Genomic DNA, 21,747 nt, shown 5'->3' with positions numbered 1-21,747 from the left:
AAGATGTTTAGTTTTATTGCCCGCCGACTGGGGTTATTGATCCCCACGTTTTTCGGCATCACGTTGCTCACGTTTGCGTTGATTCGCATGATCCCTGGCGACCCCGTCGAAGTCATGATGGGCGAGCGGCGCGTCGACCCCGAGATGCACGCACAGGCAATGGAGCGCCTTGGCCTTAACAAGCCGTTGTATGCGCAATACCTGGACTATGTCGGCAAGCTCGCCCAGGGCGACCTTGGCGAATCGCTGCGTACCCGTACCAGCGTGTGGACCGAATTCACCGCCCTTTTCCCGGCGACCCTGGAACTGTCCATGGCCGCCCTTTTGTTCGCCGGTATCCTGGGCCTGTTGGCCGGGGTGATCGCGGCACTCAAGCGAGGATCCCTGTTCGACCACGGGGTGATGGGCATCTCCCTCGCGGGCTATTCGATGCCGATCTTCTGGTGGGGCCTGATCCTGATCATGTTTTTCTCGGTGAGCCTGGGCTGGACCCCGGTTTCCGGGCGCATCGACCTGCTCTACGACATCGAGCCGCGCACCGGCTTCATGCTGATCGATACCCTGCTGGCTGACGAGCCGGATGCATTCTGGGATGCGCTGCACCACTTGATCCTGCCGGCCATCGTGCTCGGCACCATTCCGCTGGCGGTGATCGCACGGATGACCCGTTCATCCATGCTCGAAGTGCTGCGTGAAGACTACATCCGTACTGCCAAGGCCAAAGGCCTGTCGCCGGCGCGCGTGGTATTCGTACATGGCCTGCGTAACGCGCTGATTCCGGTGCTCACGGTGGTCGGCCTGCAAGTCGGCACCCTGCTGGCCGGTGCGGTCCTGACCGAAACCATCTTCTCGTGGCCCGGCATCGGCAAATGGCTGATCGAAGCCATTGGCGCGCGGGACTACCCGGTGGTGCAAAACGGCATCCTGTTGATCGCCTGCCTGGTGATCCTGGTGAACTTCGTGGTGGATATCCTCTACGGCTTCGCCAACCCACGTATCCGTCACCAGCGCTGAGATCATGACCATGACCACACCTACTCAAGTGTCAGCAGTCGATCAAAGCCTGCTGTACCCGTCCCCGTACAAAGAATTCTGGCAAGCCTTCTCCAAGAACAAAGGCGCGGTTGCCGGCCTGCTGTTCATGTTGCTGATCGTGTTCTGCGCGATCTTCGCGCCGTGGGTGGCCCCGCATAACCCGAGCGAGCAATACCGCGACTTCCTGCTCACCCCGCCGGCCTGGCTGGAAGGCGGGCAGATGCAGTTCCTGCTCGGCACCGACGAGTTGGGCCGTGACCTGCTCTCGCGCCTGATCCAGGGCTCGCGCCTGTCGCTGCTGATCGGTTTGTCGTCGGTGGTGATGTCGCTGATCCCGGGCATCCTGTTGGGTCTGTTCGCCGGGTTCTTCCCGCGCCTGCTTGGCCCAACCATCATGCGCCTGATGGACATCATGCTGGCCCTGCCCTCGTTGCTGCTGGCCGTTGCCATCGTCGCAATCCTCGGCCCTGGCCTGATCAACACCGTGATCGCCATCGCTATCGTGTCGTTGCCGTCCTATGTGCGTCTGACCCGCGCGGCGGTGATGGGCGAACTCAACCGTGACTACGTGACTGCCGCCCGCCTCGCCGGCGCCGGCCTGCCACGCCTGATGTTCATCACTGTGCTGCCCAACTGCATGGCGCCGCTGATCGTACAGGCCACCTTGAGTTTCTCTTCGGCGATTCTCGATGCCGCCGCGTTGGGCTTCCTCGGTCTGGGTGTTCAACCGCCAACCCCTGAGTGGGGCACCATGCTGGCTTCGGCCCGTGACTACATCGAACGCGCCTGGTGGGTAGTGAGCTTGCCTGGTTTGACCATTTTGCTCAGCGTGCTGGCAATCAACTTGATGGGTGACGGCCTGCGCGATGCGCTGGACCCGAAACTCAAGAACGCCGCCTGAGGAGATTCCCATGTCACTGTTAGAAATCAAGAATCTCAACGTCCGCTTCGGCGACAAGACCGCCGTGCCGGTGGTCGATGGCCTCGACATTTCGGTCGACAAGGGCGAAGTCCTGGCGATCGTTGGCGAGTCCGGCTCGGGTAAATCCGTGACCATGATGGCGCTGATGGGCCTGATCGAGCACCCCGGCATCGTCACCGCCGACGCCCTGAACTTCGACGGCAAGGACATGCTCAAACTGAGCAACCGCCAGCGCCGCAAGATTGTCGGCAAAGACCTGGCGATGGTGTTCCAGGACCCGATGACCGCACTGAACCCCAGCTACACCGTGGGTTTCCAGATCGAAGAAGTGCTGCGCCTGCACCTGAAAATGTCCGGCAAGCAAGCGCGTAAACGCGCCATCGAACTGCTCGAAAAAGTAGAAATCCCAGGTGCGGCCAGCCGTATGGACGCCTACCCGCACCAACTGTCCGGTGGCATGAGCCAGCGCGTGGCAATCGCCATGGCCATTGCCGGCGAGCCGAAACTGCTGATCGCGGATGAGCCGACCACTGCACTGGACGTGACCATCCAGGCGCAAATCATGGAGCTGCTGCTGGCCCTGCAAAAAGAACAGAACATGGGCCTGGTGCTGATCACCCACGACCTTGCCGTCGTGGCGGAAACCGCCCAGCGCGTGTGCGTGATGTACGCAGGCCAAGCAGTGGAAGTCGGCCAGGTGCCGCAACTGTTCGATATTCCGGCGCACCCTTACAGCGAAGCATTGCTCAAGGCGATCCCGGAACACAGCCTCGGCGCCACGCGCCTGGCCACGCTGCCAGGTATCGTGCCCGGCCGCTATGACCGCCCACAGGGCTGCCTGCTATCGCCGCGTTGCCCGTATGTGCAGGAATCCTGCCGCGCCCAGCGTCCCGGCCTTGATCCGAAAAGCAACAGCCTTGCGCGCTGCTTCTACCCCTTGAACCAGGAGGTGGCGTAATGGCCGTCGTTCTTACCGCCCGCGACCTCACCCGTCACTACGAAGTGTCCCGTGGACTGTTCAAGGGCCACGCCCTGGTGCGCGCGCTCAATGGTGTGTCGTTCGAACTGGAAGCCGGCAAGACCCTCGCCGTTGTGGGCGAGTCGGGTTGCGGCAAATCCACCCTGGCCCGAGCGCTGACACTGATTGAAGAGCCGTCGTCCGGCTCGCTGAAAATCGCCGGCCAGGAAGTCGCCGGCGCCGACAAGGCCCAGCGCAAGCAACTGCGCAAAGACGTGCAGATGGTGTTCCAGAGCCCGTACGCTTCGTTGAACCCACGCCAGAAAGTCGGCGATCAACTTGGCGAGCCGCTGTTGATCAACACCAACCTGTCCGCCGCCGAACGCCGCGAAAAAGTGCAGGCGATGATGAAGCAAGTGGGCCTGCGCCCTGAGCATTATCAGCGCTACCCGCACATGTTCTCCGGTGGTCAGCGCCAGCGCATCGCCCTGGCCCGCGCCATGATGCTGCAACCCAAAGTGCTGGTGGCGGACGAACCGACCTCGGCGCTGGACGTGTCGATCCAGGCGCAGGTGCTGAACCTGTTCATGGATCTGCAGCAGGAATTCAACACGGCCTACGTGTTCATTTCCCACAACCTGGCGGTGGTGCAGCACGTTGCCGATGACGTGATGGTGATGTACCTCGGCCGCCCGGTGGAAGTGGGCCCGAAGGAAGACATCTACGCCCGGCCTTTGCACCCGTACACCCAGGCGCTGCTGTCGGCCACCCCGACCATTCATCCGGATCCGAACAAACCGAAGATCAAAATCGTCGGCGAGTTGCCCAATCCACTGAACCCGCCGTCGGGTTGCGCATTCCACAAGCGCTGCCCGTATGCGACGGCACGCTGCAGCACTGAGGAGCCGCAGTTGCGCGCCTTGGATAACCGGCAGGTGGCGTGCCACTACGCGGAGCAGTTCGTCGCTTGAGTAACCCCCCCCGCGGATCCGCGGGGGCGCCAACGCAGCCTCGCTTGCGCTCGGCAGCTGCTACCGGGGCATTACATTGGAGTAATAACGCGTTCTACAGCCCTTCCCGCCAGGTTGCGCATCAGCCTGGCAGGAGGGGTTTTCTTTTTGGCGACTCAGGTGTCACCGTCGTCGTAGGTGTCGCTGGCTTCGCCCTCGTTGAGGGGGTTTTCCGGATCTTGCTCGTCCGTGGGCTGCGGTTGCGGCTGCCAACTGCCGGAGTTGACCTCGTTCTGTTTTTTCTTGGTGACCGGGCCGGTGTCCTTCCATTGGGGGGAGCCTGAGCCCGCCATTACCGGAAGAGCCGTCAGTCCCAAGGCTACGAGCAACACCAGGGGGATGGCGCGTTGAGCGTTTCGCACGGTGGTCTCCTTCTATAGTCGGTGCGTAAACGCTAGACCCGATGCAGGGTTCTCGCCAATTCCCCAGCCTTATGCAAAAAAAAGTGTGGGAGGGGGCAAGCCCCTCCCACACTTTTTCTGCGACGCTCAGGAATTAATGGTGCTCGCGCGTCGCACGGAATTTCACATCCGGCCAACGTTCTTCCATCAGCGCCAGGTTCACCCGTGTCGGCGCCAGGTAGGTCAGGTGACCGCCGCCGTCGACTGCCAGGTTTTCCACAGCCTTGTTGGAGAACTCTTCCAACTTCTTCTTATCGCTGCAATCGATCCAGCGCGCGGAGTACACGGTGATCGGCTCATACGAGCATTCGACCTTGTATTCCTCTTTCAGGCGGCTGGCCACCACATCGAACTGCAGCACACCGACGGCACCGAGGATGATGTCGTTGCTGCGCTCGGGGAAGAACACCTGGGTGGCGCCCTCTTCCGCCAACTGCTGCAAGCCCTGGCGCAGTTGCTTGGATTTGAGCGGGTCGCGCAGGCGTACGCGGCGGAACAGTTCCGGGGCGAAGTGCGGGATGCCGGTGAAGCCCAGCACTTCGCCTTCGGTGAAGGTGTCGCCGATCTGGATGGTGCCGTGGTTGTGCAGGCCGATGATGTCGCCGGCGTAGGCTTCTTCGAGCTGTTCACGCTCGGAGGAGAAGAACGTCAGGGCGTCGCCGATGCGCACGTCCTTGCCGGTGCGCACGTGGCGCATCTTCATGCCTTTTTCGTATTTGCCGGAGCAGATACGCATGAAGGCGATACGGTCGCGGTGCTTGGGGTCCATGTTCGCCTGGATCTTGAACACGAAACCGGTGAATTTCTCTTCGACCGGCTCAACCGTACGCTCGTTGGCCACACGGGCCAGGGGCTTTGGCGCCCAGTTCACGACGGCATCAAGTACGTGGTCGACACCGAAGTTGCCCAGCGCGGTCCCGAAGAACACCGGGGTCAGTTGGCCGTCGAGGAATTCCTGCTGGTTGAACTCATGGCAGGCGCCCTGCACCAGTTCAAGCTGATCGACAAAACGGTCGTACTCGTCACCCAAGTGGGCGCGGGCTTCGTCCGAGTCGAGCTTCTCGATGATTTTCACGTCGGTGCGTTCGTGACCGTGGCCGGCGGTGTAGACAATGATGTAGTCGTCGGCCAGGTGGTACACGCCCTTGAAATCGCGATAGCAACCAATCGGCCAGGTGATCGGCGCGGCCTTGATCTTCAGGACCGCTTCGATTTCATCCAGCAACTCGATGGGGTCGCGGATGTCACGGTCGAGTTTGTTGATGAAGCTCACGATCGGCGTGTCACGCAGGCGGCACACGTCCATCAGCGCGATGGTCCGTGGCTCGACGCCTTTACCGCCGTCGAGGACCATCAAGGCCGAGTCCACCGCCGTCAGGGTGCGATAGGTGTCTTCGGAGAAGTCTTCGTGGCCCGGGGTGTCGAGCAGGTTGACCATATGGTCGCGATACGGGAACTGCATGACCGACGTGGTAATGGAAATACCCCGTTGCTTTTCCATCTCCATCCAGTCGGATGTGGCATGGCGGTCGGATTTGCGGGATTTCACCGTGCCCGCCACCGCGATTGCCTTGCCCATCAGCAGGAGCTTCTCGGTGATGGTGGTTTTACCGGCATCGGGGTGGGAAATAATGGCGAAAGTGCGGCGTTTCGCGACTTCGGCGGCCTGGTGGGTCATGGGAAATCGCCTGGCAGGTGAGTCAAAAAAGGGCGGCGAGTATAGCGCAAACCCCGGGGGCCGGACCACCGTTCACCCGATTGGGGGTGGCTAAATGCTGCCAAGTATGGAACCTTTTAAAAGGTAGAGACGTCCACTCCCCTGCTACCGCACTCGGAACAGGGGCTGATAAATCAGCAAGTTAGCCTGACGAGGCTGCGCTCATGGCTCGATTTGATACCGCGTTGCCGGTATTGGCGAGCTGCTTTTCGCGACCACATTTGCCGACAGCCAGGAATGGCATTGCCGCTCGGAAATGTGTTCGCCGACAAAAGAAAAAAGGAGTCCGCCTGTGGCTATTCGCTATGGCAAAGGGCTGATAGGAGGCGTGGTTGTCGTCGCGCTCCTGGCCCTGCTGGTCCACTGGATCGGCATCAACACGATCGAACTGTACCGCGACGATTTGTTGTTTTACCTGCAAGCACACCTGATCCTCGTTCTAGTCTCCATGCTGGCGGCCCTCGTTGTGGGCATCCCCGCCGGTATCCTGCTCAGCCGACCAAACATGGTCGGGCGCGCAGAACGCTTCATGCAGATCTTCAACATCGGCAACACCGTCCCGCCCCTGGCCGTACTGGCCATCGCCCTCGGCGTCCTCGGCATCGGCAGCGGCCCGGCCATCTTCGCGCTGTTCCTCGCCTCCCTCCTGCCCATCGTGCGCAACACCTACGAGGGCCTCAAAAACGTTCAAGGCTCACTCAAGGAAGCCGCCACCGGCATCGGCATGACGCCGCGCCAGGTGCTGTTTCGTGTGGAATTGCCCAACGCCGTGCCAATCATCATCGGCGGTGTGCGCGTGGCCCTGGCGATCAACGTGGGTACTGCACCGCTGGCGTTCCTGATCGGCGCCAATAGCCTGGGCAGCCTGATCTTCCCCGGCATCGCCCTGAACAATCAGCCGCAATTGCTGCTCGGCGCCGCGTGCACCGCGTTGCTGGCATTGCTGCTCGACGGTCTGGTGACCATGGCCAGCCGCCTCTGGCTGGAACGCGGGTTGCGTCCGTCTTAAGGCCTGGCAAAGGAATTCACATGAAAAAACTGACATTGATATTGAGCTGCGTCCTGCTGTTCGCAGGTTTTGCGCAAGCCGCCGAGAAACCGGTGATCCGCATCGGCGCCCGAGTGTTCACCGAGCAGACCCTGCTCGCCGAAATCACGTCCCAGTACCTGCGCGCCAAGGGCTACGACACCCAGGTGACCGGCGGCCTGGGCAGCAACCTGGCGCGCAGTGCCCAGGAAAGCGGGCAACTGGATCTGATCTGGGAGTACACCGGCGTGTCCCTGGTGGCTTACAACCATGTGGACGAGAAGCTCGACAGCGAACAGTCCTACGCACGGGTGAAAGAACTCGACGCTAAAAAAGGCCTGGTCTGGCTCTCGCCGTCGCGCTTCAGCAACACCTATGCCCTGGCATTGCCGGAGAAGGTCGCCGAGGAACATCCCGAGATCAACAGCATCAGCGACCTCACCAAAGCCATGGCCCAGGAGACCAAAGAGCATCGCCTGGTCGCCCTGGACACCGAGTTCGCCAACCGCTCCGACGGCCTGGCCGGCATGGTCAAGCTGTACGACATGAACCTCACGCGCAAAAACACTCGGCAGATGGACGCGGGCCTGGTCTACACCGCCTTGCGCAATGGCCAGGTGTTTGCCGGCCTGGTCTACACCACCGACGGTCGCCTCAACGCCTTCAAGCTCAAGCTGCTGGCGGATGACATGCACTACTTCCCGGACTACACCGCAGCACCCGTGGTGCGTCAGGAATACCTCGACAAGCATCCGCAACTGGCTGCCGAACTCAAGCCACTGGCCACGCTGTTCGACGACGAAACCATGCGCCAGCTGAATGCGCGGGTCGACGTCGACCATGAAAGCCCGTCCGCTGTTGCCGCCGATTTCCTGCGCCAACATCCGATCAACTAAAGAAGGAGAAGACATGGAATTCCTGAACGCCTTTTCCCATCTTGATTGGGCACAAGTCCTGCACCTGACCTGGCAGCACATCACCCTGGTTGGCATTGCCGTGATCCTGGCGATTGTCGTGGGCGTGCCCCTCGGCGTGCTGATGACGCGCTTTCCGACCTTGGCCGGCCCGCTGCAAGCCAGCGCCACGGTGCTGCTGACCGTGCCGTCCATCGCCCTGTTCGGCCTGCTGCTGCCGTTCTACTCCAAATTCGGCCAGGGCCTGGGCCCGATGCCGGCGATCACCGCCGTGTTCCTCTACTCCCTGTTGCCGATCATGCGTAACACCTACCTCGCCCTGACCGGCGTTGAACCGGGCATTCGCGAGGCCGCCAAAGGCATCGGTATGACTTTCGGCCAGCGCCTGCGCATGGTCGAACTGCCGATTGCGGTGCCGGTGATCCTCGCCGGTGTGCGCACCGCCGTGGTGATGAACATTGGTGTGATGACCATCGCCGCCACCATCGGTGCCGGTGGCCTGGGTGTACTTATTCTGGCTTCCATCAGCCGCAGCGACATGTCGATGCTGATTGTTGGCGCCGTGCTGGTCAGTCTCCTGGCCATCTTCGCCGACCTGCTTCTGCAATGGCTGCAACGCTCGCTGACTCCAAAAGGATTGCTCAAATGATCGAACTTCAAAACCTGTCCAAGACCTTTCAAAGCAACGGCAAGACCATTACTGCCGTCAACGATGTCAGCCTGACCGTCAATGAAGGCGAGATTTGCGTGTTCCTCGGCCCGTCGGGCTGCGGCAAAAGCACCACCCTGAAGATGATCAACCGCCTGATCAAGCCCTCCTCGGGCAAGATCCTGATCAACGGCGAAGACACCACCGACCTGGATGAAGTGACCCTGCGTCGCAACATCGGCTACGTGATCCAGCAGATCGGCCTGTTCCCCAACATGACCATCGAGGAAAACATCGTGGTCGTGCCCAAGCTGCTGGGCTGGGACAAACAGAAATGCCACGACCGCGCCCGCGAGTTGATGAGCATGATCAAGCTGGAACCCAAGCAGTACCTGCATCGCTACCCCCGTGAGTTGTCCGGTGGCCAGCAGCAGCGGATCGGCGTGATCCGCGCACTGGCGGCCGATGCGCCGTTGCTGCTGATGGATGAGCCGTTCGGCGCGGTCGACCCGATCAACCGCGAGATGATCCAGAACGAGTTCTTCGAGATGCAGCGCGCGCTGAACAAGACCGTGATCATGGTCAGCCACGACATCGACGAAGCCATCAAGCTGGGTGACAAAATCGCGATCTTCCGCGCCGGCAAGCTGCTGCAGATCGACCATCCAGACACGCTTTTGGCGCACCCGGCTGACGAGTTCGTCAGCAACTTCGTGGGCCAGGACAGTACCCTCAAGCGCCTGCTGCTGGTGAAGGCCGAAGACGCGGCAGACAACGCCCCGTCGGTGAGCCCGGAAACCCCGGTGGCCGATGCCCTGGAACTGATGGACGAAACCGACCGTCGCTATGTGGTGGTCACCTGTGCCGAGAACAAGGCACTGGGTTATGTACGACGTCGCGACCTGCACCGTCAGACCGGTACGTGCGGCCAATACCTGCGCGAGTTCAACGCCACGGCGGCGTATGACGAGCATTTGCGCATCCTGTTGTCGCGCATGTACGAATTCAACCGCTCGTGGCTGCCGGTGATGGATGCGGAGCGGGTGTTCCTGGGGGAAGTGACGCAGGAGTCGATTGCCGAATACCTGAGCTCCGGCAAGTCGCGTGGGGGCAAGACCAGTATTGTTTCGCCTGCCGAGACGGCACTGGCCTGATCTTATGTGGGAGGGGGCTTGCCCCCGATGGCGGTGTGTCAGTCACTGAAGTATTGGCTGACACACCGCTATCGGGGGCAAGCCCCCTCCCACATTTGCTCCGTGGTGCGTCAGGTAAATACCGTCGATTTGCCCGATCCGGGGAACATCATTCCGTCACACCTGTCGGTTACATAAGTAGCTGCACGCCATCGTGCGACGAACGCGTGCAAAAACGCGACATTTTTAGTTGATCTCAAGCCCCTCACGCCCTAAAGTTCGCGCCGAACGTCCATGCTGGAAACGATCCATCCGGCTCAAGTACTGACGACGAGACAGCAAGGCCAAGGGAAGCGTCTATTCCCATGGCCTTTTTGCTTTCGGCGACATGCCTTGGGAAGTAGGCGAACCAAAGTGGGGATACGGAGGACGTTCATTTGCACCCATTGCTAATTTCAGTTTGCCCTTAGGAGTCCCCAGCATGTCGATCAACGTCGAAGATTATTTCGCGCGCGCCACTTTTGACAAAATGAAGGCGTTCGCCGACAAGCAAGAAACCCCGTTCGTGGTGATCGACACCGCGATGATCAGCCAGGCCTACGACGACCTGCGCGCCGGTTTCGAATTCGCCAAGGTGTATTACGCCGTCAAGGCCAACCCAGCCGTCGAGATCATCGACCTGTTGAAAGACAAGGGTTCAAGCTTCGACATCGCGTCGATCTACGAGCTGGACAAGGTCATGGACCGTGGCGTCAGCGCCGACCGTATCAGCTACGGCAACACCATCAAGAAATCCAAGGACATCCGCTACTTCTACGAGAAGGGCGTGCGTCTGTTCTCAACCGACTCCGAAGCCGACCTGCGCAACATCGCCAAGGCTGCGCCGGGTTCGAAAGTGTATGTGCGTATCCTCACCGAAGGCTCGACCACGGCTGACTGGCCTTTGTCGCGCAAATTCGGCTGCCAGACCGACATGGCCATGGACCTGCTGATCCTGGCGCGCGACCTGGGCCTGGTGCCTTACGGCATCTCGTTCCACGTGGGTTCGCAGCAGCGCGACATCAGCGTGTGGGACGCGGCGATCGCCAAGGTCAAAGTGATCTTCGAACGCCTGAAAGAAGAGGACAACATCCACCTCAAGCTGATCAACATGGGTGGCGGCTTCCCGGCCAACTACATCACCCGCACCAACAGCCTGGAAACCTACGCTGAAGAAATCATCCGTTTCCTCAAGGAAGACTTCGGCGACGACCTGCCGGAAATCATCCTGGAGCCGGGCCGTTCGTTGATCGCCAACGCCGGTATCCTGGTCAGTGAAGTGGTGTTGGTCGCACGTAAATCCCGTACCGCCGTCGAGCGTTGGGTGTACACGGATGTGGGCAAATTCTCTGGCCTGATCGAAACCATGGACGAAGCCATCAAGTTCCCGATCTGGACCGAAAAGAAAGGCGAGATGGAAGAAGTGGTCATCGCCGGCCCAACCTGCGACAGCGCCGACATCATGTACGAGAACTACAAGTACGGCCTGCCGCTGAACCTGGCCATCGGTGACCGTTTGTACTGGCTGTCGACCGGTGCCTACACCACCAGCTACAGCGCGGTTGAGTTCAATGGCTTCCCGCCGTTGAAGTCGTTTTATGTTTAACAGCAGCCGCAAGTTTTAAGCTGCAAACCGCAAGAAAAACCCATGACGTGTCATGGGTTTTTTTATGCCTCCGGAAGGCTGGCGGCGCGTTGTCGGTAGGCCTCGGCCATCGCGCGAATCGGCGGGTCGTTGGCCGCCGCCAGCGCCTTGTGGGCCACCCGCAAAAACTTCAGATTGCCGCCGGCAAGCGCTTTGTGCAGCCACTCCAGCGCCGTCTCGACCTGGCCTCTATCCGCCAGCACCGCCGCATAACTGAACTGCCCACGGAAATCCCCGCCTTCGGCTGAGCGGCGATACCAGTCCACAGCGGCCTGCGGGTCCCTCGGGCAATACTGACCGTCTTCCAGGTAGCGCCCCAGCAGGTTCATCGACTTGGCGTGGCCCTGCTCCGCCGCCCGACGATAGAAGGACAATGCTTGCGGCTGATCCTCAGCGACACCGCGACCGGTCGCCAGCAGGTTTGCGTAGTTGTATTGCCCCCAATCCAGCCCCGCCTCGGCGGCCAGACGGTATTGCTGCGCCGCCGCGGCCGCATCCGCCGGGCAGCCCCAGCCATGCTCCAGGCAACGCCCGGCCATATTGCGCGCCATCAGATGACCGCCCTGCGCCGCGATGCGGAACCAGCGCAACGCCAGCGCTTCATCGCGGGCAATGCCGCGCCCTTCCAGCAGGATTTGCCCGAGCAGGGCCTGGGCATCCACCACGCCCTCCTTGGCCGCGATCAGGATCGCTTGGGCGGCGCGCACCGGCGCGTCGTCGAGCATGTTCTGCAATTGTTCGACATTGAGCACTTCCTGGCGGCGTAACAAAAAGCCCATCTCAGACCTCGACCCAGCGACGCAACAGGTTGTGGTAAGTGCCGGTGAGCTGGATCAACGCGGGGTGGTCGGGTACATCCGCGGTCAGTTGCCGGATCGCGCCGTCCATCTCGAACAGCAACGTGCGCTGGCTGTCTTCGCGCACCAGGCTTTGGGTCCAGAAGAATGAGGCATAACGCGCGCCACGGGTCACGGCGTTGACTTTGTGCAGGCTGGAGCCGGGGTACAGCACCATGTCGCCGGCGGGCAATTTGACCCGTTGCACGCCAAAGGTGTCCTGGATCTCCAGTTCGCCGCCGTCGTACTCATCCGGATCGCTGAAGAACAGGGTGGACGACAGGTCAGTACGCACCCGTTCGTGGCTGCCTTTGGGCTGGCGCACGGCGTTGTCGATATGGAAGTCGAAACTGCCGCCTGCGGTATAGCAGTTGAGCAACGGCGGGAACACCTTGTGGGGTAACGCCGCTGACATAAACAGCGGGTTCTGCCACAAGCGTTCGAGCATCGCCGCACCGATTTCCTTGGCCAACGGGTGGCCTTCGGGCAATTGCAGATTGTGTTTGGCTTTGGCGGATTGATGCCCGGCGGTGATTTTGCCGTCGGCCCAATCGGCGTCTTCCAGGGCTTGGCGGATGCGCTGCACTTCCTCGCGAGAGAACAGGCCGGGAATGTGCAGCAACATGAGGCAATACCTGTAGGCAAGGAGGCGCTAATGGTATTGATTCTTATCCGACCTGTAAAACGCCGTGACGGACGAGTTCGTAAAAACCGTAAGCAAAAAGTGTAAAGAATGTAAATTCAGTGCAATTAGCAATGTATCGCAATTGATATGAAGTCTTGTTCACCCTATATTCCGCGGCCTCACATCCTTGGGGAAAGGACACGTCATGTCGCGCACCATTATAAAAACATCTGCCAGTTCACCGCGTTTGCTGGCCTCGGCCATCGGCGTGGCCCTCGGTGCCAGCTCCGTCGCCCATCTGGCGCAAGCGGCCGAAGACACCGAACAGAAAGGCCAGCGCGACAGCATCTCCCTGGGTGCCACCAGCATCACTGGGGAAGAACAGGACGCCACGTCCTACCAAGTCGAAAAAGCCTCTTCGCAGAAATACACCGCGCCGCTGGTGGACACGCCGCGCTCGGTCACCGTCGTGCCGCAACAAGTGCTCAAAGACACCGCCGCTACCTCGTTGCAGGATGCCCTGCGCACCGTACCGGGGATTACCTTCGGCGCCGGCGAAGGCGGCAACCCCCAGGGCGACCGACCGTTCATCCGGGGTTTCGACGCCCAGGGCGACACTTACCTGGACGGCGTGCGCGACACTGGCGGCCAGAGTCGTGAGATTTTCGACATCGAGTCCATCGAAGTCAGCAAAGGCCCGAACTCCTCGTTCGGCGGTCGCGGTTCGGCCGGTGGCAGCCTCAACTTGGTGAGCAAGACGCCGCAAGCCCGAGACTTCACCAACGGCGGCTTCACCTACGGTTCCGACCAGACCCGTCGCTACGTGCTCGACGTGAACCGCCAGTTCCTCGACGACAGCGCCGCGTTCCGCCTGAACCTCATGACCCACGAGCAGAACGTGGCCGGCCGTGACGCCGTCAATTACGACCGTTGGGGCGTGGCACCATCGCTGACCTTTGGCCTGGGCACCCCGACCCGCGTCAACCTCAGCTACTACCACATGGAAAGCAACGACCTGCCGGACTCGGGCATTCCCTACGGCTACAGCTCGTCGACCGCCACCACCCACGGGCACGACAAACCCAATGACGGCGGCGACAGCAACAACTTCTACGGCCTTAAAGATCGGGATTTCCGCAAGACCCGCGCCGATATCAGCACCGTATCCATCGAGCACGACCTGAACGACAGCATGACGCTGAAAAACACCCTGCGTCATGGCAGCACCGGACAGGACTACATCCTGACCCAGCCGGATGACAGCAAGCTCAACGTCAACCGTTTCGGCACCGTATGGCGTCGCGCCAACAGCCGCGTCTCCACAACGACGACGACCACCAACCAGACCGATCTGTTTGGCAGTTTCCAGGCACTGGGCTTCAAGCACAGCTACTCCACCGGCCTGGAATTCACGGGTGAAGAAACCCGCGTGAGCAGCTACACCATCAGCCCGAACGCCAACCCCACCGGCGGCTGCACCGTGGCCGGCGGCAGCCAAGGCGGCCAGTGCACCTCGCTGAGCAACCCGAACCCGGATGACGCCTGGAACGGCAGCATCGCGCGCAACTACAACGGCACCAACACCAAGGCCACCAGCCGCGCCGCCTATGTGTTCGACACCATCGAACTGGACCCGAAATGGCTGCTGAACGTCGGCCTGCGCTACGACACCTTTGACACCGAAGCCAACACCAACGCCGTCCCTAGCGCGACCGTGAAGGCGCGGAGCAAGATCAAGGAAGACAGTCAGTTCTTCAACTGGCAGGCCGGCCTGGTCTGGAAGCCGGTGGAAAACGCCAGCGTCTATGCCTCGTACGCCACCTCGGCAACCCCCGCCGGCGGCCTGGTCGGCGAAGGCTCCGATGGCAACCCGCTGTCCGCTGGCGCGGCCAGCAGCGATCTGCAACCGGAAGAAACCGTCAACTACGAACTGGGCACCAAGTGGGATCTGTTCCACGACCGCCTCTCGCTGACCGCTGCAGTGTTCCGTACCGAGAAGAAAAACACGCGCATCCTGGTGGACGCCCTCACCTACCAGAACGCCGGTGAATCCCAAGTAGACGGTATCGAGTTGTCCGCCAGCGGCAAAATCACTGATCAGTGGCAAGTGTTCGCGGGCTACAGCTACCTGGACAGCGAGCTGGTCAAAGCGGGCCGTAACGGGCGCAACGGTGTCATCAGCGCAGGTTCCAACGAAGGCAACCAGATGCCCAACACGCCGAAGAACAGCTTCAGCCTGTGGACCACCTACGCCATCACACCCAAGCTGACCATCGGCGGCGGCGCGTTCTACGTCGATGACGTCTACGGCGATGTGGGTAACACGGTCTACGTGCCGTCCTATACCCGCTACGACGCCATGGCCAGCTACAAGCTGACCAAAAACATCGACCTGCAATTGAACGTGCAAAACCTCACGGACAAGACCTACTACGACAAAGCGTTCTCAACGCACTTCGCCAACCAGGCGGCTGGGCGCACGGCGCTGGTGTCCACCAGCTTCCACTTCTAGACACCGCTTCACGTAGCACAAAGCCCCACGCATCGGATGCGTGGGGCTTTTGCGTGTAAAACAGAATGTTTCTCGAAAAGCCACGGCATAATGCGCGCCGTGCCCTACATACCCAGATAGACGAGGCGGTCAGACGTGTTGAAGAAAACCCTGTTCCAGTTGCACTGGTTCTTCGGCATCACTGCCGGGCTGGTGCTGGCCTTGATGGGGATCACCGGGGCTGCGGTCTCGTTCCAGGATGAACTACTGCGGGCCCTCAACCCCACGGTATTGACCGTCGAAAAACGCGAAGCCGGTGTGCTGCCCCCCGCCGAACTGGTGCGCAAGCTCGAAGCCACCGAAGGCAAGACCGTCGCCATGCTGTTCGTGGAAAACGAAAGCGGCAATGCCGCACGTGTGTTCTTCACCCCGCCGCCGGGTGAGCGACGCGGCCAACTGCGCTACTTCGATCCCTACACCGGCGATTACATGGGCGATGTGGTCGGCCAGGACTTTTTCGGCTTTATCCTGCAACTGCACCGCTTCCTCGCCATGGGCGAAACCGGGCGCAACATCACCGGCGCGTGCACGCTGATCCTGGTGTTTTTCTGCCTCTCCGGTTTGTACCTGCGCTGGCCGCGCCAGGTGGCAAGTTGGCGTGTGTGGCTGACCCTGGACTGGCGCAAAAAGGGCCGCAGTTTCAACTGGGACCTGCACTCGGTGTTTGGCACCTGGTGCCTGCTGGCTTACTTGTTGGCGGCGCTGACCGGGCTGTCCTGGTCATACGACTGGTACAGTCAGGGCTTGACCAAACTGCTGTCCGACGCGCCGCAAAATGAACGCATGCGCAAGCGCGGCCCGCCGCCGGCAGGCCCGGCGCTGGTGGCCAACTATGACGCGATCTGGAGCAGCATCTACAGCAACGCAGGCCCGGGGTTGAGCGCCTACAACATCCGCATGCCGGCCGTCGCCGGGCAACCGGCGACCGTCTACTACCTGTTGAAAGACTCACCCCATGACCGCGCCCTGAACCAGATCAACCTGGACCCGGCCACCGGCGAGGTCAAATCCCATGATCAATACGCGAGCAAAAGCTTCAAGGCGCAGCTACTGACCAGCCTCTACGCGCTGCACACCGGCAGTTACTTCGGCCTCGCCGGGCGGATCATCCTCACCGTCAGCTCATTGCTGATGCCGCTGTTCTTCATCACTGGCTGGTTGCTGTACCTGGACCGTCGCCGCAAAAAACGCCAGGTGCGCGACGCCCGTAAAAGCCTCGGCGCCAACCACAGCAATGCCCCGGCCTGGCTGATCGGCTTTGCCAGCCAGAGCGGTTTTGCCGAGCAACTGGCCTGGCAGACCGCCGGGCAATTGCAGGCGGCCGGCCTGCCGGTGAAGGTGCAGTCCTTGGGTAGCGTCAGCCAGGACGATTTGCTCCAGTCAGAAAATGCGCTGTTTGTGGTCAGCACTTTCGGCGACGGCGAAGCCCCCGACAGCGCCCGTGGCTTTGAACGCGCAGTGCTCGGCCAGGACCTGTCCCTCAAAGGCCTGAATTACTCGGTGCTGGCCCTGGGCGATCGTCAATACGAACACTTCTGCGGCTTTGCCCGGCGCCTGCATTTCTGGCTGACCAACCAGGGCGGCAACCCACTGTTTGCTCCGGTGGAAGTGGACAGCGGCGACACGGCCGCGCTGCTGCATTGGCAACAACAGCTTGGGCAGTTGACCGGTCAGGCACCGGCCGCGGCATGGCCTACCGCCCAGTACGAAACCTGGACGCTCAGCCAGCGCCACCTGCTCAACCGCAACAGCGCGGGCTCGAACGTTTACCTGCTCGGCCTCACCCCGGCTTCGCCACACACCTGGCAAGCCGGCGACTTGGCGGAAGTGTTGCCCCGCAATTGCCCATGGGCCATCGAGCACTTCCTGAGCGGCCTGGGCCTGACCGGCACCGACGGCGTGTTGATCGACGGTTTGGCCACGCCCCTCAACCAAGCCCTGGCGACTCGCCAACTGCCGGAAAACCGCGCCCATCTGGTGGGCATGCATGCCCAGGCATTGGTGGACGCACTGGCGCCCTTGGGCATGCGCGAATACTCCATCGCCTCGGTTGCCAGCGACGGCGTGCTGGAATTGATCGTGCGCCAGGAACGCCACCCCGATGGCAGCCTGGGCCTGGGCTCGGGTTGGCTCACCGAACACGCGGCCTTGGGCGCAGGCATCAGCCTGCGGCTGCGTCGCAACAGCGCCTTCCACCTGCCGCAAGCGCCTGTGCCATTGATCCTGCTGGGCAACGGCACCGGCCTCGCGGGCCTGCGCAGCTTGCTCAAAGCGCGGATTGCCGATGGCCAGCAGCGCAATTGGCTGTTGTTCGGCGAACGCAATATCGCCCACGACTACCTGTGCCAGGACGAGCTGCAAGGTTGGCTCGCCAGCGGTGATCTGGCCTTGCTGGACCTGGCATTTTCGCGGGATCAGGAAGAGAAGATCTACGTGCAGGACCGCCTGCGTGAATCGGCCGATGTGCTGCGTAAATGGCTCGCAGACGGCGCGGCGATTTATGTGTGTGGGAGCTTGCAGGGGATGGCGGCGGGAGTGGATCAGGCGCTGCACGACGTGCTGGGCAGCGAGGCGGTGGAGCGCTTGATCGAACAAGGCCGCTATCGCCGGGATGTCTACTGAGGCGACCTATGTGAGAGAGGGCTTGCCCCCGATGAGCATGGGTCTCAACACAACTCTCAAAGGCTTATACATAACTCTGTGGTGAGCGGGCTTTTGTGGTGAGCGGGCTTGTCCCGCGCTGGGCTGCGAAGCGGCCCCAAAACGTCCACCTCGATTGATTCTGGCACTCTGCGGTGACCTTATTGGGGCTGCTTCGCAGCCCAGCGCGGGGCAAGCCCGCTCACCACAACAGCCCAGTTGCCATACATTCAATACCTATGCCCCGATGAGGGGGTGTCAGCTAATACATCTGTGACTGCCCCACCGCTATCGGGGGCAAGCCCCCCCACACATTTGGACCGCATGCCAAATGATTAGACAGGTTGTAGTTTTTGCTCGAACACCGAGACGCCATCCAGGTCGCGCAATATCACCGTCAACTCTGCCGTTTGCCCATCGATATTCACCTCGCCAAAAAACTGAAACCCGGCAAACGGCGAGGTGTTCTGCGCCGGCGGCGCCTTCTCGAAGACCACCTCTGGCCCAAAGGTTTTATCCAGCGGATTAGGCCCGAAACTCCCCGCATTCAGCGGCCCGGCAACGAACTCCCAGAACGGCTCAAAATCCTGGAACGCCGCCCGATCCGGGTGGTAGTGATGCGCTGCGCAGTAGTGCACATCCGCCGTCAGCCATACGTGGTTACGCACCTTCTGCGCACGCAGGAATGCCAACAGTTCGGCGATTTCCAGCTCGCGCCCTTGCGCCGGGCCGGGGTCGCCATTGGCGATCGCTTCCCAGCGCGGCACGCCGGGGCTGACTTCACCGTCGGGCACACCCAGGCCAATCGGCATGTCGGCGGCGATCACTTTCCATTGCGCCTTCGAGGCCTTGAGTTCGCGCTTGAGCCAGTCCAGTTGCTCACGGCCGAGGAAGGGCTTGGCGCCGCCCAGATTGTCATCGTTGCCGCTGCGATAGCTGCGCATATCCAGCACAAACACATCCAGCAGCGGGCCGTAGCTGAGCTTGCGATAAATCCGCCCGCCGCCGTCTGCGCTTTGGCGGCGCATCGGTGAATATTCGAGCCAGGCCTGGCGCGCACGACCCACCAGCGTGTTGATGTCCTTGGTCTGGTAACGCTCATCGAGCTGCTTGCTGGGCGACCAGTTGTTCACCACCTCGTGGTCGTCCCACTGCCAGATCTGCGGCACTTCGGCATTGAAGCGGCGCACGTTTTCGTCCAGCAGGTTGTAGCGGTAATTGCCGCGATACTCATCGAGGGTTTCGGCGACTTTGCTCTTGGCTTCGGTGATGATATTGCGCCAGATGCGCCCGCCTTCAGTCGCCAGTTGCGCCGGCACCGGGCCGTCAGCGTAGATGGTGTCGCCGCTGTGGATAAAAAAGTCCGGCAGGCGCAGGCGCATGGCCTCGTAGATGCGCATGCCGCCGATGTCCGGGTTGATGCCGAAGCCTTGGCCGACGGTGTCGCCGCTCCACACAAAGCGAATGTCACGACGCTGCTGCGGCACGCTGCGCAGGTGGCCGAACCACGGCTCACTGGCGATGCCGGTCTGGGCGTCTTCGAAGTGCACACGGTAGAAAACCGCCTGGTCGGCGGGCAGCCCGGTGAGTTCGACGCGGGCGGTGAAGTCGCTACGGTTGTCGGCCAAAGGCGAGACGAATCGGCGTGGGTTGCTGAACACGCTGCGGGTGTCCCACTCCACCACCATCCGCGCCGGGCGGTCGCTGCGGCTCCAGATCATGGCGCGATCGCCGAGCAGGTCGCCGGACTGCACGCCGTCGGTGAGTTGCGGCCGGTCCTTGACCGAAGCAATCACCGCCGGCGCCAGGCCCGGCAGCAAAAGGCCGGCGCCGACGACTTGCATCACACGGCGACGGCCCAGATCGAAATGGCTCATGCAGGTGCCCTCTTGAGTATCAAAAGGGCCACTTAAGCACGCGCTTATGACACCGGTGCGACAGCCAGCTCCACGGTTTCGGGACGCTTGATCACGGCATATACCAGACCGGTCAACAGGCTACCGGCGACGATGGCCAACAGGTACAACAGCGCGTGGTTGATCGCACCCGGAATCACCAGCACGAACAGCCCGCCATGGGGCGCGGCGAGTTTGCAGCCGAAGTACATGGACAGGGCGCCCGTCAACGCGCCACCGGCGATAGCGGCCGGGATCACCCGCAGTGGGTCTTTGGCCGCGAACGGGATCGCGCCTTCAGAGATAAAGCACAGGCCGAGGATCATCGCAGCCTTGCCGGCTTCGCGCTCGGTCTGGGCAAATTTGCGCCGCGCCAGGAACGTTGCGATGCCCATGCCAATCGGCGGCACCATGCCGGCGGCCATGGTCGCCGCCATCGGCGCCCCGCTGGACGCAGCCAGCAAACCCACCGAAAACGCATAGGCCGCCTTGTTGATCGGCCCGCCCAGATCCACACACATCATGCCGCCCAGCAGGATGCCCAGCAGCACCGCGTTGGTGGTGCCCATGGTGCTGAGGAAGTCGGTCAGGCTGGTCAGCATGCGCGCGACAGGCGGGCCGACCAGGTAGATCATCGCCAGGCCGGTAATCAGGCTGGCCAGCAACGGGATGATCAGGATCGGCTTGAGCGCCTCCATGCTTTGCGGCAATTGCACGGCACGGGTGATCAGTTTGACGCAGTAGCCCGCCAGGAAACCGGCCAGGATGCCGCCGATAAAACCCGCCCCCAAGGTGCCGGCCAACAGGCCGCCGATCATGCCCGGCGCAATGCCGGGGCGGTCGGCAATCGAGTACGCGATGTAACCTGCCAGCAGCGGCACCATCAACATAAAGGCGCTGTTGCCGACGGTTTTAAGCGCGGCCGCCAAGGTGCCTTCCTGTTCGAACGCGTGAATGCCGAAGGCAAACGACAAAGCAATCAACAACCCGCCCGCCACCACCATCGGCAACATGAACGACACGCCGGTGAGCAGGTGTTTGTAGACGCCGGTTTTTTCTTTCTTGGCCACCGTCGCGGTGCCTGTGCTTTCGACGGCGCCTTCGGCCAAGGCCTTGTTGAGGGTCGCTTCGGATTGCTTGAGGGCAATGCCGGTGCCGCAACGGTAGATCTTCTTGCCGGCGAAGCGCTCGGTGGCGACTTCAATGTCTGCCGCGAGCAACACCACGTCGGCGTTGGCGATGGCCTCCGGGCTCAATGGCGTACGTGCGCCAACTGAACCTTGAGTCTCGACCTGCAAGTCATAACCCAGGCGCTTGGCCGTCTGCTGCAAGGCTTCGGCGGCCATGAAGGTGTGGGCCACGCCCGTGGGGCACGCGGTCACCGCGACGATACGCGGGGCCTGTTTCGACACCGCTGGCGCTTGGCTGGCGATCTGCACCTCGGCCTCTTCAGCGCCACGGCGCAACACCGCTTCGACATCCGCCAGCGCTTGGGCCGGGGTGCTCTGGAACACGCGCTTGCCGACAAAGCGTTGCATATCCACCGGGGTGCTGCTGACCAGCAACACCCATTCGGCGGCGTCGATTGTCGCTTGGGACAGTGCGCGTTCCGGATGCTGCACGTCGACGACTTCGACGCTGGTGCTCCAACCTTGGCGTTGCGCGGCGGCGTCCAGCAAGCGGGCGCACAGCACACTGGTGACCATGCCGTTCGGGCAGGCAGTAACAATGGCTAACTTCATCACAAACC

Annotated in this window: 17 protein-coding genes; 11 read left to right on the top strand and 6 right to left on the bottom strand. The window is 61.7% G+C overall.

What is annotated here, in order from left to right; translation table 11 throughout:
- Positions 1-3 precede the first annotated feature (3 nt).
- Genes NDJ82_RS14265 through NDJ82_RS14250 form a run of 4 tightly spaced genes read left to right on the top strand, consistent with a single transcriptional unit; the run spans position 4 to position 3,886 of the window.
- On the top strand, positions 4-1,014 hold the full coding sequence (locus NDJ82_RS14265; RefSeq protein ID WP_003171721.1) for an ABC transporter permease subunit: 1,011 nt from the start codon (positions 4-6) through the stop codon (positions 1,012-1,014).
- A gap of 10 nt (positions 1,015-1,024) precedes the next feature.
- Positions 1,025-1,936, top strand: coding sequence for an ABC transporter permease subunit (locus NDJ82_RS14260; RefSeq protein WP_003188486.1), 912 nt, complete (start codon positions 1,025-1,027; stop codon positions 1,934-1,936).
- Positions 1,937-1,946: 10 nt separating this feature from the next.
- On the top strand, positions 1,947-2,915 hold the full coding sequence (locus tag NDJ82_RS14255) for an ABC transporter ATP-binding protein (RefSeq protein WP_099587073.1): 969 nt from the start codon (positions 1,947-1,949) through the stop codon (positions 2,913-2,915).
- On the top strand, positions 2,915-3,886 hold the full coding sequence (locus NDJ82_RS14250; RefSeq protein ID WP_017530136.1) for a peptide ABC transporter ATP-binding protein: 972 nt from the start codon (positions 2,915-2,917) through the stop codon (positions 3,884-3,886). The genes NDJ82_RS14255 and NDJ82_RS14250 overlap by 1 nt, the downstream gene beginning before the upstream one ends.
- A 155-nt stretch (positions 3,887-4,041) precedes the next feature.
- On the opposite strand, the gene NDJ82_RS14245 is transcribed toward NDJ82_RS14250, so the two are convergent.
- On the bottom strand, positions 4,042-4,287 hold the full coding sequence (locus tag NDJ82_RS14245; protein ID WP_099587072.1) for a hypothetical protein: 246 nt from the start codon (positions 4,285-4,287) through the stop codon (positions 4,042-4,044).
- A gap of 133 nt (positions 4,288-4,420) precedes the next feature.
- Positions 4,421-6,004, bottom strand: coding sequence for a peptide chain release factor 3 (locus tag NDJ82_RS14240; protein ID WP_197625220.1), 1,584 nt, complete (start codon positions 6,002-6,004; stop codon positions 4,421-4,423).
- 331 nt (positions 6,005-6,335) lie between these two features.
- Between NDJ82_RS14240 and NDJ82_RS14235 the strand changes: the two genes are divergently transcribed.
- The 5 genes from NDJ82_RS14235 (at position 6,336) to NDJ82_RS14215 (ending at position 11,411) form a co-directional block, all read left to right on the top strand.
- The gene (locus NDJ82_RS14235; protein WP_027604862.1) at positions 6,336-7,052 is read left to right on the top strand and encodes an ABC transporter permease; all 717 of its coding nucleotides are present in this window, start codon (positions 6,336-6,338) and stop codon (positions 7,050-7,052) included.
- 20 nt (positions 7,053-7,072) lie between these two features.
- Entirely contained in the window at positions 7,073-7,966 is an 894-nt protein-coding gene (locus NDJ82_RS14230) for a glycine betaine ABC transporter substrate-binding protein (protein ID WP_158878394.1), read from the top strand.
- A 13-nt stretch (positions 7,967-7,979) separates the two neighbouring features.
- The gene (locus NDJ82_RS14225) at positions 7,980-8,633 is read left to right on the top strand and encodes an ABC transporter permease (RefSeq protein WP_027604864.1); all 654 of its coding nucleotides are present in this window, start codon (positions 7,980-7,982) and stop codon (positions 8,631-8,633) included.
- Positions 8,630-9,787 (top strand): osmoprotectant ABC transporter ATP-binding protein OsmV, encoded by a 1,158-nt coding sequence (locus NDJ82_RS14220; RefSeq protein ID WP_099587069.1) that lies wholly within the window; start codon positions 8,630-8,632, stop codon positions 9,785-9,787. The genes NDJ82_RS14225 and NDJ82_RS14220 overlap by 4 nt, the downstream gene beginning before the upstream one ends.
- A 460-nt stretch (positions 9,788-10,247) precedes the next feature.
- A complete protein-coding gene (locus NDJ82_RS14215; protein WP_032886216.1) occupies positions 10,248-11,411 on the top strand; it encodes a type III PLP-dependent enzyme in 1,164 nt (387 codons plus the stop codon).
- Between the two features lie 62 nt (positions 11,412-11,473).
- On the opposite strand, the gene NDJ82_RS14210 is transcribed toward NDJ82_RS14215, so the two are convergent.
- Positions 11,474-12,229 (bottom strand): tetratricopeptide repeat protein, encoded by a 756-nt coding sequence (locus tag NDJ82_RS14210; RefSeq protein WP_099587067.1) that lies wholly within the window; start codon positions 12,227-12,229, stop codon positions 11,474-11,476.
- Position 12,230: 1 nt separating this feature from the next.
- Positions 12,231-12,911, bottom strand: a complete 681-nt coding sequence (locus tag NDJ82_RS14205) for a Fe2+-dependent dioxygenase (RefSeq protein ID WP_099587066.1) — start codon at positions 12,909-12,911, stop codon at positions 12,231-12,233.
- Between the two features lie 205 nt (positions 12,912-13,116).
- Here NDJ82_RS14205 and NDJ82_RS14200 point away from each other — a divergent pair, with 205 nt between their 5' ends.
- Complete coding sequence (locus tag NDJ82_RS14200; protein WP_112193433.1) at positions 13,117-15,423, top strand: TonB-dependent receptor; 2,307 nt, start codon at positions 13,117-13,119, stop codon at positions 15,421-15,423.
- A 135-nt stretch (positions 15,424-15,558) separates the two neighbouring features.
- On the top strand, positions 15,559-18,084 hold the full coding sequence (locus NDJ82_RS14195; RefSeq protein WP_250925739.1) for a PepSY domain-containing protein: 2,526 nt from the start codon (positions 15,559-15,561) through the stop codon (positions 18,082-18,084).
- Positions 18,085-18,437: 353 nt separating this feature from the next.
- Here NDJ82_RS14195 and NDJ82_RS14190 read toward each other — a convergent pair whose 3' ends face one another.
- Complete coding sequence (locus NDJ82_RS14190) at positions 18,438-19,979, bottom strand: alkaline phosphatase D family protein (protein ID WP_250925738.1); 1,542 nt, start codon at positions 19,977-19,979, stop codon at positions 18,438-18,440.
- Between the two features lie 44 nt (positions 19,980-20,023).
- Positions 20,024-21,739 (bottom strand): PTS fructose-like transporter subunit IIB, encoded by a 1,716-nt coding sequence (locus tag NDJ82_RS14185; protein WP_250925737.1) that lies wholly within the window; start codon positions 21,737-21,739, stop codon positions 20,024-20,026.
- Positions 21,740-21,747: the final 8 nt, after the last annotated feature.

This window comes from Pseudomonas sp. SR18 (genome assembly GCF_023701505.1).
In the GTDB taxonomy this organism is placed as follows: Bacteria; Pseudomonadota; Gammaproteobacteria; order Pseudomonadales; family Pseudomonadaceae; genus Aquipseudomonas; species Aquipseudomonas cyclaminis.
Note: the sequence above shows the minus strand (reverse complement) of the source record. Positions and strands in the feature narration are given on the sequence as shown.